This window comes from Mesorhizobium sp. B2-6-4 (genome assembly GCF_006441495.1).
Lineage (GTDB): Bacteria > Pseudomonadota > Alphaproteobacteria > Rhizobiales > Rhizobiaceae > Mesorhizobium.
Genome location: NZ_VFUE01000002.1, coordinates 262,670 through 278,178, shown reverse-complemented (window position 1 = coordinate 278,178; position 15,509 = coordinate 262,670). Strand labels below are relative to the sequence as shown.

The 15,509-nt window shown below is 65.0% G+C and carries 9 protein-coding genes; 4 read left to right on the top strand and 5 right to left on the bottom strand.

The window, feature by feature from the left end; all coding sequences use genetic code 11:
- Positions 1-2: 2 nt before the first annotated feature.
- Positions 3-1,115, top strand: coding sequence for an NAD(P)/FAD-dependent oxidoreductase (locus tag FJ426_RS03745; RefSeq protein ID WP_140559107.1), 1,113 nt, complete (start codon positions 3-5; stop codon positions 1,113-1,115).
- A gap of 78 nt (positions 1,116-1,193) precedes the next feature.
- Here FJ426_RS03745 and FJ426_RS03740 read toward each other — a convergent pair whose 3' ends face one another.
- From FJ426_RS03740 to FJ426_RS03720, 5 genes are all read right to left on the bottom strand, one after another.
- The gene (locus FJ426_RS03740; protein ID WP_140824737.1) at positions 1,194-2,723 is read right to left on the bottom strand and encodes a malonyl-CoA synthase; all 1,530 of its coding nucleotides are present in this window, start codon (positions 2,721-2,723) and stop codon (positions 1,194-1,196) included.
- 224 nt (positions 2,724-2,947) lie between these two features.
- Positions 2,948-3,694 carry a GntR family transcriptional regulator gene (locus FJ426_RS03735; RefSeq protein WP_140514205.1) on the bottom strand — a complete coding sequence of 249 codons (747 nt, stop codon included), beginning with the start codon at positions 3,692-3,694 and terminating at the stop codon, positions 2,948-2,950.
- Positions 3,695-4,111: 417 nt separating this feature from the next.
- Positions 4,112-4,789: a ribulose-phosphate 3-epimerase gene (rpe, locus tag FJ426_RS03730; RefSeq protein WP_140491619.1), complete on the bottom strand. Its 678-nt coding sequence runs from the start codon at positions 4,787-4,789 to the stop codon at positions 4,112-4,114.
- A gap of 201 nt (positions 4,790-4,990) precedes the next feature.
- Complete coding sequence (locus tag FJ426_RS03725; protein WP_140824735.1) at positions 4,991-8,752, bottom strand: hypothetical protein; 3,762 nt, start codon at positions 8,750-8,752, stop codon at positions 4,991-4,993.
- A gap of 10 nt (positions 8,753-8,762) precedes the next feature.
- Positions 8,763-10,991, bottom strand: a complete 2,229-nt coding sequence (locus tag FJ426_RS03720; RefSeq protein WP_140824734.1) for a hypothetical protein — start codon at positions 10,989-10,991, stop codon at positions 8,763-8,765.
- Between the two features lie 345 nt (positions 10,992-11,336).
- On the opposite strand from FJ426_RS03720, the gene dnaK reads away from it, so the two are divergent.
- From dnaK to pmtA, 3 genes are all read left to right on the top strand, one after another.
- Positions 11,337-13,253: a molecular chaperone DnaK gene (gene dnaK / locus FJ426_RS03715; protein ID WP_140514198.1), complete on the top strand. Its 1,917-nt coding sequence runs from the start codon at positions 11,337-11,339 to the stop codon at positions 13,251-13,253.
- Positions 13,254-13,466: 213 nt separating this feature from the next.
- Complete coding sequence (dnaJ, locus tag FJ426_RS03710) at positions 13,467-14,597, top strand: molecular chaperone DnaJ (RefSeq protein WP_140491627.1); 1,131 nt, start codon at positions 13,467-13,469, stop codon at positions 14,595-14,597.
- A gap of 210 nt (positions 14,598-14,807) precedes the next feature.
- Positions 14,808-15,413, top strand: coding sequence for a phospholipid N-methyltransferase PmtA (gene pmtA / locus FJ426_RS03705; protein ID WP_140514197.1), 606 nt, complete (start codon positions 14,808-14,810; stop codon positions 15,411-15,413).
- Positions 15,414-15,509 lie beyond the last annotated feature (96 nt).

Sequence of the window (15,509 nt, the reverse complement as noted above, 5' to 3'; positions counted from 1 at the left end):
CAATGCCTGACGTCGATTGCGTCGTCGCCGGAGCCGGCGTCGTCGGGCTCGCCATCGCCAGGGCGCTCGCCCTGTCGGGCCGCGAAGTGCTGGTGGTCGAAAAGGCCGCTTCGATCGGCACCGTCACCAGTTCGCGCAATTCGGAAGTCGTTCATGCCGGGCTCTATTACGCGCCCGGAAGCCTGAAGGCGCGTTTCTGCGTCGAAGGACGCGAACGGCTCTATACCTATTGCCGCGAGCGCGGCATCGGCCATCGACGCACCGGCAAGCTGATCGTCGCCGTCGGACCAGGCCAACTGCCTCGGCTCAATGCAATCCGGGCCAATGCGGAACAATGCGGCGTCGACGACCTCGATTTGCTGACCGCCGCGCAAGCAGAAAGCCTCGAACCGGCGCTGAGCTGCGCCGGGGCGCTGCTGTCGCCGTCGACGGGCATCGTCGACAGCCGGGGGCTGATGCTGTCGCTGCGCGGCGACGCGGAGGCGGCCGGTGCGTCGTTCGCCTTCCTGACCGCCGTCGCAGCGGCGACGGTCGAGGCCGACGGGATTCGTATCACCACGCGCGATGGCGACGGCGAGACGTTCGCGTTGAAAGCCGGCGCTTTCGTCAACGCCGCAGGGCTCGACGCGCAGGCGCTGGCCGGCCGCATCGAAGGGTTCCCGCAAGAGCTCGTGCCGCCGCTCTGGCTGGCGCGCGGCAACTACTTTTCGCTTTCGGACCGCTCGCCATTCTCGCGGCTGATCTATCCAGTGCCGGTCAATGGCGGCCTGGGCGTGCACCTGACCCTCGACCTCGGCGGCAGCGCGCGCTTCGGCCCCGACGTCGAATGGATCGGCCAGGCGGACTATACGGTGGATCCCGGCCGCAGCACGGTCTTCTATGACGAGATCCGGCGCTATTGGCCGGATCTGAGGGACGGCGCCCTGCTGCCGGCCTATGCCGGGATCAGGCCGAAACTGTCGGGCCCGAACCAGCCGGCGGCCGACTTCATGGTGCAGGGGCCGGCCGACCACCGCGCGGGCCGGATCGTCAACCTGTTCGGCATAGAGAGCCCGGGCCTGACGGCAAGCCTGGCGCTGGCCGAGCATGTCGTCGGTCTCTTGTTCCCCCGATAGTGCCCAGGCGACCGCACGAAACTGTCGCGATGCCTCCCGTCCAAACAAGCGGGATGAGGTATCCTTGCCTGGATCGACTTAGCTGGCGGGACTGCTTATGGAAAAAAGGTCCTTGTAGGTATCGCGCAGCAGATTCTTCTGCACCTTGCCCATGGTGTTGCGCGGCAATTCGTCGACGAAGACCACGCGCTTGGGATGCTTGTATTTCGCCACGCGCGCGGCAATGGCATTGAGTATCTCGGCAGCGGTGACGGTCGAAGCCGGCGAGCGAACCACGACGGCCGTTACGCCTTCGCCGAAATCGGGATGGGCAACGCCGATGACGGCACTTTCCAGGACGCCGTCAAGCGCGTCGATCTCGCTCTCGAGCTCCTTGGGATAGATGTTGTAGCCGCCCGAGATGATCAGGTCCTTGCCGCGGCCGACGATGTGGACATAACCGTCGGGGTCGATCATGCCGAGATCGCCCGTGATGAAGAAGCCGTCGGCGCGGAATTCCGCTTTGGTCTTTTCCGGCATGCGCCAGTAGCCGGAGAAGACGTTCGGGCCCTTGACCTCGATCATGCCGACCTCGCTTTGGGCAAGCGGGCTGCCAGTGTCGGGGTCGGCGATGCGCAACGACACGCCGGGCAAGGGAAAGCCGACGGTGCCGGCGCGGCGCTCGCCATCATAGGGGTTCGAGGTGTTCATGTTGGTCTCGGTCATGCCGTAGCGCTCGAGAATGGCGTGGCCTGTGCGCTCGCGCCAGGCCCTGTGCGTCTCGGCCAGCAGCGGCGCCGAGCCGGAAACGAACAGGCGGATGTTTCTTGCCGCCTCGCGGGTCAGCCCGTCCTGCTGCAAGAGCCGGACATAGAAGGTCGGCACGCCCATCAGCGCCGTGGCGTCCGGCAAGAGCGCGACGACGCGCCCTGCGTCGAATTTCTGCTCGAACAGCATCGAGGCGCCGGCCATCAGGATGACGTTGGTGGCGACGAACAGCCCATGGGTGTGGAAGATGGGCAGTGCGTGGATCAGCACATCGTCCGATGTGAAGCGCCAATAGTCGACCAGCACGCGCGCATTCGAGGCGAGGTTCTCGTGGCTGAGCATGGCCCCTTTCGAGCGGCCGGTCGTTCCCGACGTGTAGAGGATCGCCGCAAGATCGTCGGGACCGCGCGCGACGTCGTGGAAGTCGGGCGATTGCCGCGACGCCTGGTCCGCCAGCGATCCTTGCCCCTTGCCGTCGAGGGTGACGGCAAGGGCTCCGCATTTTTGCGCCAGGGCTTCGATGCCGGCTGCACGTGCCGGATCGCAGACGACCAGCCGGGGCTCGGCGTCGCCGAAGAAATAGGCGAGTTCGGCCAGCGTATAGGCGGTGTTGAGCGGCAGGAAGACGGCGCCGGCACGCAGGCAGGCGAGGTACAGCAGCATAGCTTCCGGGCTCTTCTCGACCTGCACCGCGACCCGGTCGCCGGGCTCGACGCCAAGTTGCAAAAGCGCGTGCGCCAGTTGCGCCGAGCGCGCCAGCATGTCGCCATAGGTCAGCACGCGGCCGTCATCCGTCCGCATCAACAGGCGTCCGGGCTTCGGCATCCGGGACCGGAAAATGTCGAACAGATGATTGCTCATGAGGTCTTCCTGCGTCTGGCGGCGAAAGGCATGCATCCGGACGGAGCCGGGCCTGTCTTCCGGTTCGGCCGCTTGCACGGCGCCAGACTGTTGGTGGTTCTTGCCGACCCGTCAAGCCCGCAAGGGCGGCTCCACGCGGCGGCCATGATCATGTCGCCGGGCGAAAGCGGAAGGCTTTGGCGGTAAAAGGCTGGGGCGGCAAAGGCTTGGGGCGCGATGCGGCGCTAACGTGGCGTGCGCTCGGCCCTGGCGCTGGCCGGCTCTGATGCTTCGACCTGCTTGAAGCGCTCCATGCACATCGCTGCCGTCAGGCGATAGTGATTGAGCAGGGCTTCGACCGCGGCGTCGGCATTACCGTCCAGCGCATTTTCCGCGATCAGGCGGTGCTCTGCAAAATCGTCGCGCTGGATGCCTTCGCCGTTACTGGCCATTCGGCGGTAGCGGTAGGCGTGATCGGAAAGCTGGTCGCAAAACCCCACCAGCCATCGCGACCGGCAGGCCGAGATCAGCGCACGGTGGAAAGTGCGGTGCAGTCTCTCCCAGTCCGGATTGAGCGACGACAGATCCGTTGGCATGAGACGTGAGGTGCGCCCCAACCGATGCAACGCCAGAACCAGCTGTTCTTCCCATTCGGCGGTGCGGTGGGCGATGGATTCGCGAAGCGCCCGTTCCTCGAGCCAGCAACGGGTACGCGTCAATTCCTCGAGCTCTGCCGCGCTGACCGGCATGATGAAGAAGCCTCGCTGGTCATGCCGACCGAGAAGCCCTTCCGAGGCCAGGCGATTGAGAGCCTCACGAACCGGGGAAGCGCCGGCGCCATATTTGGAAACAACCCACTCAACCCGCAGCTTGCTCTCGGTTTCAAAGGCGCCCCGCAGAAGATCGGCACGGAGTTGATGATAGACAGTGCTGGCGAGCGTACTCTTCGAGCCTGTGCCGTCGTCATTCAGATTGGCAGCTGCGTATGTCAAAATCGGCTCCTTGTCCCCAAATCTGGTCCTGGGCAATTCGAGTCCGAGAAACAGTTCCCTTTCCGTACACGTACCCTACCGCGCGCGCCTCGACGCGCTCAAGCGGGAGATCGCGTCATTGTACTTTAGAACAAAGAAATATGCACGATCCTATATCTGGTCGAACGAAATCGTGTTCGGCTACAACCGGCGGAAATTTAACGTGTTTATATGCAGGATCACCTGTTCTTCCGTGCCTCCGCGCGAACCTCTTTTCTGTCGCGCGCAAAAGACACCGAACAGTGGGACCGAATCAGGCCTTTTATCCTGCCCATGGCTTTTGTCGCGGGGCCAGCCGCAGCGAAGCGCGCAGTGCAGGCCCCCGGGGTTGACCACGTGGGGAGATCCTGGCCTCCATCGGTTCCTTGTGCGGTGCTTTTAGCCGGCTGCCTTGTCGGCCGCCGTCCTGATCGCCTCGATATTTGCCCGGTACGCTTCCACGCTGCCGCCCTTGAAGATGGCGGCGCCGGCCACCAGCACATCGGCGCCGGCGGCGGTCACCAGCGGCGCGGTTTCGGGCGACACGCCGCCGTCGATCTCGATGCGGATCGGCCGGCCGCCGATCAGCGCCTTGACCCGCCTCACCTTGTCAACGATTGCCGGAATGAAGGCCTGGCCCCCGAAACCCGGGTTGACGGTCATGATCAGGATCAGGTCGAGCCTGTCGAGCACGTATTCGATCGCACTTTCCGGCGTTGCCGGATTGAGCGAAACGCCGGCCTTCTTGCCGAGATTCCTGATCGTCTGCAACGAGCGGTCGAGATGCGGCCCGGCCTCGGCATGCACCGTCATGCCGTCGCAACCGGCCTCGGCGAAGGCGGCCAGATAGGGATCGGCCGGCGCAATCATCAAATGGCAGTCGAAGAAAGCCTTGGTGCGATCGCGGATCGCCTTGATCACCGGCGGGCCGAAGGTGATGTTGGGGACGAAATGGCCGTCCATCACATCGAGATGGATCCAGTCGGCGCCGGCTGCCGTGACGGCTTCGACCTCGTCGCCCAGCTTCGAAAAGTCCGAAGCCAGCACCGAAGGTGCGATCAAGGTTTTTTTCGTCATGATGACGGGGCCTTTCCGAGCGCCTTTTTCATCTGATCACTGCCTAAAGCGCAGCCGCTGACTTGTCGAGGGTGCGAGCTTGGCGGTTCCACAGCTGGGGTAGTGCGGCGTCCTCTTCGTGTTGCAGCTTCAGCCTGCCCGGCCACGAAGAACCCCGCCGGATTGCTCCGGCGGGGTTTCCGATGTGCCTTCAGGCGATGGTTACTGCTGCTGGAGATTCAGGATTCTGTTTGGAGCCGTATCCTGCCGCTGTTCGGACTGCGGCCTGCGCCGTGGCAGAACCTGCTGCAGCAGCAGTCCCGGGTTGAGTTCCAGCGAGGGCTGCCCGCGCACCGGCCTGCAGTTTGGATAACGGCCGATCATGCCTTCCGGGCAACGCCGCCTGAAGATCGGCTGGCACTGGCCGTTGACCATTTGCGAGCCCGGCGCGCATTCGCTCTCTTGCCTGGACCGGCGGCATGCGCCGTCGATCACCTGGGTTCCACGCGGACAGACGCACTCGCCGCGCTTGTTGTGGATCTGGCCGCGAATGTCGCACTGCTCCACATCGGGCTGCTTGCGCCGGCACACTCCATTGCGCAGCTCGGTCCCCCTCGGGCAGACGCAGTCGCCATTGGCGTCGTGGACCTGGCCGCGGATGGTGCATTGCTCAGGCTCCGGCTGGAGAGCCCGGCAGGCTCCCTTGCGCAGTTCGGTCCCTCGTGGGCAGACGCATTCGCCTTCCGCGCCGTGGACCTGGCCACGGATGGTGCACTGCTCAGGCTTCGGCCTCTCGCGTACGCAGGCGTTGGCATCCCGGTCGAGATGCGTGCCCCTGGGACAGGTGCAGCCATGGCCGTTCGATGTCGGCACCGAGCCCGGTATCGCGCAGCCCGGCCTGGATATCGTGACGCAGGCGCCATTCTCCAACTCGGTCCCGCGCGGACAGACGCAGCGTCCGTCCTCTGTGCGGACCTGGCCCTTGAGCAGCACGCAACGCTTTGGCTCCTTCGGCGGGATGATGACGCCGCCGGACGAGCACTGGCCGTTGCGATAGGTGGTGCCTTGCGGGCAGACGCACCGGCCGGCGTCGTTCATGACGAAGCCTGCCGAGCATTCCTTCTTCGTCTCATGCCTGATGGCGAAGGGATGGCAGGCATAGGCCTTGTCGCGATTGCCCTGGGTATTGGCCTGGTCGCGGGAAAGCACATCTCCGCCGCCCTGCACCCGCGTGTCGGGAGAGAGCACGCCGACGCAGTTCTGGCCGTTGACGCTGCCTTGCAGATTGGCCAGGCGGCCGTCGTCGGGGATGACCACGGTGACGTGGTGGACGCGGCTTTCGCCAGCGCCAAGCGTCAGGTCTGCGATGCAGGACGCAGGCAAGGCCGCCGGTTCCGGCGAGCAGCCGAAGGCCGGCTCGATCGAGGTGATCGCGACGCCTTCCAGCCGGCCGAGGCCTTCGACGCCGATCGCATCGCCGATGCGGACAGGGCCGGAAAATTCCGCCGGGCCGTCGTTGGTGATGGTGATCTCGAACGAGCAGGGTTCTCCGGGCCGGCACTCGCGGTCGCCGGTCTTCTCGACGCGGATGGACGAGACCCCGCCGCCCTTGGCGCAGGCCCGGCCGACCGGATGGACGACGTCCTCGCCCTGCGCCGGGCCGTAGGAGCCCCGCGCGCAATTCTCGAACTCGCCGTTGGCCGAAACCGTCACGTCGAAGTGCCTGCTGGTTCCGGGTGTCATGACGGCGCCTGGAATCTGGCACGCCAGCGTGTCGGCCGGAACCGGTCCGCACGCCCATTCCGCGCCGTCTGATGTGACGGTCTGGATCTGGACGGGCGCGCCGCCCGACACCAAAGCGGCGGCATCGTTGACCCGCACCGGACCGGTGGGGGCAGCCGTGCCGGCATTGCTGACGGTGATGCGGCAGGAGACGAAAGCGGCACCCGCCAGCGAACCGCCGCATGTCTTGGTGATACGCAGGAGAGGCTGGCCGCCATTGGGACGAGGAATGCGTTGCTTGGCGCAGGCCCGGTTATTGGTGAGGTCGGTTTCGCCGGGGATCGGTTTCACCTCGGCGCAATTCTCGACCGTGTCCGACCGGTAGCCGGCCGGCACCACCGCCTTGACGACGATCGCCGTCAAAGCGCCCGGCGGCAGCGAGATGCCGGCATTGTCGCAACGGAACTGGCCGGGCCCGTTCGGACCGCATGTCCAGGGTGGGCTCGGGCCAAAGGTCGAGGAGGCCGGCGCGCCCCCGGGATAGGTGTCGACCACGGTCAGCGGCCCGTTATAGGTCGAGGTGCCGTTGTTGATGATGTCGATGACGAAGCTGCACACGCCATCGGCGGTGCAGGCTTCCGCGCGGGCACGCTTTTTCAGGATCAGGTCGGCCTTCTTCTCGACCGGCGGCCGGCAGTCGCGATCGCGATCGCCACGCCGGCAGATCGGGATCGAGGCGCAGCCACGGTCGTTGGCCTGGCTGCCGAACAGCGGCTTGCCGCTGGCGGCATAGTTATAGGTGGCACAGTTGCGCAAGCTGCTGCCTTGCCAGCCGCCAGCCGGCTTGAAGCCGAACTCCAGGTCGATGAAAGCCCCCGGATTGAGCGTGGTCACCGGATGGGTGCACATCATCGGGGTGGCGCCGGGCACACAGGTCCAGGGCGGATTGGGTCCCGAATCGAGCGTCGAGCCCGCCGGCAGCGTCACCTCGTCGAGCACGATCTTGCCGTTGTAGGGCGCGTCGCCGACATTGGTGACCCGGATGCAGAAGTCGCAGCCGCCGCCCATGGTGCAGCGCGTGACATCGGCGCGTTTCTCGACCTTCAGGTCCGGTTCCCTGTCCTTGGGCGGACATCTCTGGTCGCGCGGGATGACGATGTCGATGGTCTGCGTGCAGCAGAGCCCCCAACCCTCTTTCGGCCCGGCATAGGTCTCGATGCCGGTGACGACGAGGTGGATGACGTCGCCGGGCGAGGCGCCGACGATCTTCCAGTTCAGCACACCGCCGCCGGCCGGCACCTTCTGTGTGTCGGGGACGATGGTGATGCCTGGCGTGGCGGTCGAAAGCTGCACCCACCTGCCGCCCATCTCGGGGCCGACAGGCATATGGTAGATGAACGCGCCGCCGCCGGGCACGCAGTCGACCGTGCCGCGCTCCACCTTGAAGCATTCCTTGCCCGGAGGCGGCGGTGGTGGCGGATTGCACTTGGTCAGGTCGATCCGGATCGAGGTTTTTTCGCCGGTGAGAAAATTGCCGTCGTCCGGCTTGCCCGGATCCTGCGACGGGATGATGGTTCCCGTGCCGGTGCCGACGGTGACTTTGACCAGGCCCTGATTGTCGACCGTCGCCGGCGCGGGGAACGCCGCGTGGTCGATCCTGGCGGTGATACGGAAAGTGATGACGCGTTCGTCCGGTGCGCCCGAGCCGTCGAGGTCGGAAGCGGAAATCCGGAAATCCGAAACCGTTGCCGTGTCGTTGGGGCCGGCCGAATTGCTGATGACGGCGCCAGGCAGAGGTCCGCCGGACGCATCGGTGCCGTCACCGGAGACCTGCATGTTGACGATCTGCAAGCCAGGCGGGAGCTGGTCCTTGAAGTCGAGCCGGACCCTGCGCAGCGAAGCCGCCAGGCTCGGGCTGGCGAAGCCTTGCGGGGCGCCGCGCAGGCCGAAGCTCAACGTGTAGAAGACATAGTCGCAGCTTCGCTGACCACCGGTCTTGGTGAAGAACGGCACGGCTCGTCCGGGCTCCGGATTGATGATGCGCGGATTGTCGAGCTTGAATTCCTTATCCGGGCTGGCGGCCTGGACGGTCTTGGCCGGAGCCGTGCCTTCGGCAAGTGCCGGCAGCGCCGGCAGCATGGCGACCGCGATACCGGCCGCCACCAGCCAGCGCGCAGCGCGCCTGGCAAAAGACAGGCGCCTCGTGTTCATGACGGTTGATTTGTCGGCGACGCCCAGCGGGGAGAGTGCGAGATTGTTCATCGTCCCCTCCTCAACGGTCGCAGCTGACGGCTGGCGTTCTGAGCGGCAAGGTCATCTTGCAGCAAGGGTAGTAGCCGCCCTTGTCCTTGTCGGACTTCCTGTAGAAGCAGAGCCCGACATCGACCGTGTCGCCCGGATAGTGGCCGGTGATGCCGATCGTGTAGGGCTTGCCCGGCGCATGTGACATGGGCGAGGTCACCCCGACGCCTGGCGTCCTGGATTGGGCTTTGATCGAATCGCCGCCGAAGCCAGCATGGTCATGAAGGTAGAGGTCCGCCTCGAGCCCGCGCGGTGTGCAGAAATACCTGACATCGTCGACATCGAGACAGGAGGGCAGGTTGCCGGGCGGCGGGAAGTCCGGCGGATAGAAGGGTGGCAGATAGCCGCCCGGGATTTCCTCATAATAGCCGGCGCGGCCCTCGCAGGGATGCCAGACGGCGACGTCGCCGACATGGCCTTCCACTTCCGGGTCCTCGAAATAGCCGTCGAAGTCGACGAACCAGGAGCCGAAAGGCGGCACATTGGCCGGCTTGACCAGTTCCCTGGGCGTGATCTGCACTCCGTGCACGGCGAGCGGCCCGCCAGCGGCGAGCCGCTCGGCAAGAGCCGGATTGTCGCGCAATTTATCGCCGGTGTTGACCAGCGTCCGGGTGCAGGCCGACGTGTCGAGATTGCCCTCGGCGTCGTAGCCATATTGCAGGTCCAGCCCGCCGGCCGACTGCCTGAAACCTTGCGGGAAGCCGACGGCATATTCCTGCGGCGCTTCCACCCAGACCGATTCCGTTGCCGGATCGTCCGGGTTTTCGCTGAAGTAGCGGATGACCTCGCCCTTGCCGGAATCGGCGAGCTGGCTGTAGTCGTAGCGGTTCTCGACCGGGCCGCGCTGGGCCAGGTACATGAAGCCGCTATCGTCGAAGGCGATGTCGGTGACGGCGTAGTCCTTGTCGGCCTTGACCGTCAGCTCCCAACGGGGATCGCCGGCGAAGCGGCCGTCGCGGGCAATGCCCACCGACCAGATCTCGGCCTTCTCGCCGACGGAATAATAGAGCCGGCCGCCATGATAGGCGACGGCCCAGACACGGCGCTCGTCCTGGGTGTAGCCCCAGGTCTCGGGGTCTTCCGTGTCGAAGGCCGCGCCCTGTATGTCCATGACGGCGCCATCGTCGGCGACCGGAGCCAGGCCATGCGCCGGGCGCCCGGCGACGCCATGGTCGAACGTGTCGACCAGCGCGCCATTGGGGTCGATGCGATGGATCAGACCGGTATCGAGGTCGGAGGCGAAGACCTGGTGGTGGATGGGGTCGAAGGTGAGATTTCCGATGCCGGGCCCGCTGTTGGTGTCGATGTCGGCGAATTTGGCGACCTGGCCGGTGATGCCGTCGACCTTCCAGATGGTGCCCGGCCCGCCGCCGTTCTCGGTGCCGAACTGGCCCTCCATGAAGGCAGCGCCTGCCATGCCGCGGCGCTGCCGCTCCGGACGGCCGTCATCGTCGGCGTCAGGCGTGACGATGCGGATGCCGTGCAGCGAGGTGGCGCCGGCATAGAGATTGGGAATGCCTGACGGGACGCCACCGCGCATGCCGTCATCATAGGTGAGGCCGAACACCTGGCCGATCTGGCCTGATGTCACCTCGAAAGGCGGCGGCGTGTAGACGAGCTGGCCGGAGGCCGGCCCGCCCAGGCTTGAAACGTCGAAAACGCGCAAGGTGGCGCGCGCCGTGTCGATGAAGGTCTCGTCAATCGGATCGACGCCGGGCGGCAGGCCCCCCTTTTCGGAATCTGAAGAGTCGAAATCGGGAATGACGGTGCCGGAAAATCCGGTGACCGCCATCGAGCCGGGATAGATGATCCGGGTTTCCTGCGCCCGCGCGGGGCCGCCAAGCCACAGGCCGGCGATCAGCGCCAGGACAAGAAAGGCGCTGGCGGCCTTCGCCACGCCGCCCAAACGGCCGGCACGAGAGGGCGCGAACCGGCGGTGATCGCGAGACATGGAACTCCCCCCGAAGTCTAACGGAGAACCAACCGATCCTGCCGCGCAAACCAGCGCAAGGCGCGGCGTTCCAGCACGTTCGTCCCCGATCGAATTGTCTGCTTTCCTCATAATTACGATACGCCTGCTCCTGTGCAGGGTCAACGGAACCAGCGGAAAGCCAAGCGCATTGACCCTGTCGCGAAGACGATGGTCGCGCCGAGCTCCTGTTGGTCGGGGAGGCCATGGCGTCCCTGGGGTGCTGGTCATGGTGGCTCCCTTTCCCGTGGCCGCATCATGCGGCGCCTGAGCGTCAGTCGCACGCGGAGGCGGAAAGGTTCACCGTGGGGTCTGATTATTCTTTCCAGACCGCAGCGAGGCGGAACGGCGCAAATGCCTCAGGCGCAGGCGTAATTGCGCCGTTTCGCCATCCGCTGGCGAGGATGGTGGAAGCCTTGCGCAGAATGCTTGCGCCCGATGCTGCCTGTTCTTATATACGCGCCAAGCCGTCCAGCGCCGCAACAGCGGTTGCCGAACGGGATTTCTTGTGAACAGGGGCTTTCGTCGGAACGCCTTACGGGTCCTGAGAGCCTGCTTAGCGGAGAGACTAGAAAAATGGCAAAAGTAATCGGTATCGATCTCGGCACCACCAACTCCTGCATCGCCATCATGGACGGCAAGGAGCCGAAGGTGATCGAGAATGCGGAAGGCGCGCGCACGACGCCTTCCATCGTCGCCATCTCGGGCGACGGCGAACGTCTCGTCGGCCAGCCGGCCAAGCGCCAGGCGGTCACCAATCCTGAAAACACCATCTTCGCGGTCAAGCGCCTGATCGGCCGCCGCTATGACGATCCGGTGACGGAAAAGGACAAGAAGCTTGTCCCCTACAAGATCGTCAAGGGCGACAATGGCGATGCTTGGGTCGAGGCCGGCGGCAAGAAGCAGTCGCCCAGCCAGATCTCGGCCATGATCCTGCAGAAGATGAAGGAAACGGCGGAAGCCTATCTCGGCGAGAAGGTCGAGAAGGCGGTCATCACCGTTCCCGCCTATTTCAATGACGCCCAGCGCCAGGCGACCAAGGACGCCGGCAAGATCGCCGGCCTCGAAGTGCTGCGCATCATCAACGAGCCGACCGCGGCTGCCCTCGCCTACGGCCTCGACAAGAAGGACGGCAAGACCATCGCCGTCTATGACCTTGGCGGCGGCACGTTCGACATTTCGGTGCTCGAGATCGGTGACGGCGTGTTCGAGGTGAAGTCGACCAATGGCGACACCTTCCTCGGCGGCGAGGATTTCGACATGCGCCTCGTCGAGTATCTGGCGGCCGAGTTCAAGAAGGAACAGGGCATCGACCTGAAGAACGACAAGCTTGCCTTGCAGCGCCTCAAGGAGGCTGCCGAGAAGGCCAAGATCGAGCTGTCGTCGACGACGCAGACCGAGATCAACCTGCCGTTCATCACCGCCGACGCCACCGGGCCCAAGCACCTGACGCTGAAGCTGACGCGCGCCAAGTTCGAAAGCCTGGTCGAAGACCTCGTCCAGCGCACCATCGATCCGTGCAAGGCGGCGCTCAAGGATGCCGGCCTGAAGGCTGGCGAGATCGACGAAGTGGTGCTGGTCGGCGGCATGACCCGCATGCCCAAGATCCAGGAGATCGTGAAGCAGTTCTTCGGCAAGGAGCCGCACAAGGGCGTCAACCCCGATGAGGTCGTCGCACTCGGCGCCGCCATCCAGGCCGGCGTGCTGCAGGGCGATGTCAAGGACGTGCTGCTGCTCGACGTGACCCCGCTGTCGCTCGGCATCGAGACGCTGGGCGGCGTGTTCACCCGGCTTATCGAGCGCAACACGACGATCCCGACGAAGAAGAGCCAGGTGTTCTCGACGGCTGAGGATTCGCAGTCGGCCGTGACCATCCGGGTCTTCCAGGGCGAGCGCGAAATGGCCGCCGACAACAAGGCGCTCGGCCAGTTCGACCTGGTCGGCATTCCGCCGGCCCCGCGCGGCGTGCCGCAGATCGAGGTCACCTTCGACATCGACGCCAACGGCATCGTCAACGTTTCGGCCAAGGACAAGGGCACCGGCAAGGAGCACCAAATCCGCATCCAGGCCTCGGGTGGCCTTTCGGACGCCGACATCGAGAAGATGGTGAAGGATGCCGAAGCCAATGCCGACGCCGACAAGAAGCGGCGCGCGCTGGTCGAGGCCCGCAACCAGGCCGAGGCGCTGGTGCATTCCTCGGAGAAGTCGCTGAAGGAATATGGCGACAAGGTCTCGGAAGCCGACCGCACGGCGATATCGGACGCGATCGCGGCGCTGAAGACCGCTACCGAGGGTGACGACGCAGCGGAAATCGAAGCCAAGAGCCAAGCGCTCGCGGAGGCTTCGATGAAGCTCGGCCAGGCCATGTACGAGGCCTCGCAGAAGGAAGCGGCGGAAGCCGACGCCAAAGCGGACGCCGCCAAGGACTCGGATGTGGTCGATGCCGATTTCGAGGAAATCGACGAGGACGACGACAAGAAGAAGTCGGCCTGAACCGGCTGACGGCAAGATAAAGCGGAAAGCCCGGCGCAAAGCCGGGCTTTTTTGCAACCCTGGCAGAAAAAGTGCGGAAAAAATCGTCGAAAAGCACGAACAGCTCCGCGCCGGCCCTAGCATCCGGGCTGCGCCGATCCTAAATCGTGGCAACGTGCCGGCAAACGACGCAACACTGCATGAAGACGTTGAGCATCCGGACAGCGGGAAAAAATGAAAGCTGATTTCTACGAAACGCTGGGCGTGCACAAGGGTGCCGACGACAAGGAACTGAAGAGCGCTTTCCGCAAGCTCGCCATGCAGTTCCACCCCGACCGCAATCCGGGCGACCATGCCTGCGAGCACAAGTTCAAGGAAATCAACGAAGCCTACGAGACGCTGAAGGATCCGCAGAAGCGCGCGGCCTATGACCGTTTCGGTCACGCGGCCTTCGAGCAGGGCGGCATGAACGGCGGCGCACACGGCTTCGGCGCCGGCGGCTTCGCCGACATTTTCGAGGACATTTTCGGCGACATGATGGGTGGCCGCCAGCGCCGCTCTTCCGGCGGCCGCGAGCGCGGCGCCGACCTGCGCTACAACATGGAAATCTCACTGGAAGAGGCCTTTGCCGGCAAGACCGCGCAGATCCGCGTGCCGGCCTCGATCTCCTGTTCGGAATGTTCGGGAACCGGCGCCAAGCCCGGAACCCAGCCGGTCACGTGCTCGATGTGCAACGGCCACGGCAAGGTGCGCGCCACGCAAGGCTTCTTCTCCATCGAGCGCACCTGCCCGCAATGCCAGGGCCGCGGCCAGACGATCAAGGATCCGTGCCCGAAATGCGCCGGCCAGGGCCGCGTCACCGAGGAGCGGTCGCTGTCGGTCAACATCCCAGCCGGCATCGAGGACGGCACCCGCATCCGGCTTGCCAATGAGGGCGAAGCCGGCTTGCGCGGCGGGCCGTCGGGCGACCTCTACATCTTCCTCGCGGTCAAGCCGCACGAATTCTTCCAGCGCGACGGCGCCGACCTCTACTGCAAGGTGCCGATCTCGATGACGACTGCCGCCCTTGGCGGCTCGTTCGAGGTGACGACGCTGGACGGAACGCAGACCAAGGTGAAGGTGCCGGAGGGCACCCAGAACGGCCGCCAGTTCCGCCTCAAGGGCAAGGGCATGCCGGTGCTGCGCCAGCCCAATGTCGGCGACCTCTACATCCAGACGGCGGTCGAGACGCCGCAGAACCTGTCGCGCCGCCAACGCGAGCTGCTGGAGGAATTCGAACAGCTCTCCTCACAGGACAATTCCCCCCAGTCGAGCGGCTTTTTCGCCCGCATGAAGGACTTTTTCGAGTCGTTCGGCGAGCGTTGATCGACGGCCTGTGCGCGTGTGGCTTGCCTTGCCGGTGTCGGCGCTGCGCCTCACCTGCCGGGCGGCCGACACGCGCCGTGAAAACCGCAGTAGGCGCGCATTTTTAGACGCGACGAAAACTATCTTATCCACGACATAGGCATGACCCTGCCTTGCCTTGGGCGGCTTAGGTGTTAAGTAGCTCTCAGGGGAGCGCTGAGGAGAGCTTGCATGACACGTGGTCCGGGACTGCGGAAGGCGCTTGCCGAAAAGTTCGATGACGAGCTGAAGTTCTTCAAGGGCTGGATCGACAAGCCGAAGACGGTCGGCTCGATCGTGCCGACCAGCTCCATCACCGCCCGCAAGATGGCTTCGATCGTCGACCCGAAGTCCGGTCTGCCGGTGCTCGAGGTCGGGCCCGGCACCGGCGTCATCACCCGCGCCATCCTGGCCCAGGGCGTGAGGCCTGAAAACCTTTACGCGGTCGAATATTCCACCGACTTCGTGCGCCATCTGCGCCGGCTCTACCCCGGCGTCAACGTCATTGAGGGCGACGCCTTCAATCTCAACGCCACGCTTGGCGCCAAGAGCGGGATGATGTTCGATTCGGTGGTCTCGGGCGTGCCGCTGCTCAACTTCCCGGTCGCCCAGCGCATCGCCTATATCGAAAGCCTGCTTGACCGCATTCCGGCCGGCCGGCCGATCGTGCAGCTGACCTACGGCCCGATGTCGCCGATCCCGCCCGGCCGCGGCGACTATACTGTCAAGCATTTCGACTTCATCATCCGCAACATCCCGCCGACGCAGCTGTGGATCTACCGGCGCGAGGCGCATTAGGGATTGCGAAGCCGACCGCGAATGTCTTCGAAAGTCGTCATCCTGCGGCTTGTCCCGAGGATCTGCCGCATAGCGGTATCAGATGCGGTGGGCATT

Bases quoted from the DNA above. Each gene is read 5' to 3' on its own strand.
- FJ426_RS03740 (WP_140824737.1), bottom strand. From the start codon at position 2,723: ATGAGCAATCATCTGTTCGACATTTTCCGGTCCCGGATGCCGAAGCCC.
- rpe (WP_140491619.1), bottom strand. From the start codon at position 4,789: ATGACGAAAAAAACCTTGATCGCACCTTCGGTGCTGGCTTCGGACTTT.
- FJ426_RS03720 (WP_140824734.1), bottom strand. From the start codon at position 10,991: ATGACCAGCACCCCAGGGACGCCATGGCCTCCCCGACCAACAGGAGCT.
- dnaJ (WP_140491627.1), top strand. From the start codon at position 13,467: ATGAAAGCTGATTTCTACGAAACGCTGGGCGTGCACAAGGGTGCCGAC.
- FJ426_RS03745 (WP_140559107.1), top strand. From the start codon at position 3: ATGCCTGACGTCGATTGCGTCGTCGCCGGAGCCGGCGTCGTCGGGCTC.
- dnaK (WP_140514198.1), top strand. From the start codon at position 11,337: ATGGCAAAAGTAATCGGTATCGATCTCGGCACCACCAACTCCTGCATC.
- pmtA (WP_140514197.1), top strand. From the start codon at position 14,808: ATGACACGTGGTCCGGGACTGCGGAAGGCGCTTGCCGAAAAGTTCGAT.
- FJ426_RS03725 (WP_140824735.1), bottom strand. From the start codon at position 8,752: ATGAACAATCTCGCACTCTCCCCGCTGGGCGTCGCCGACAAATCAACC.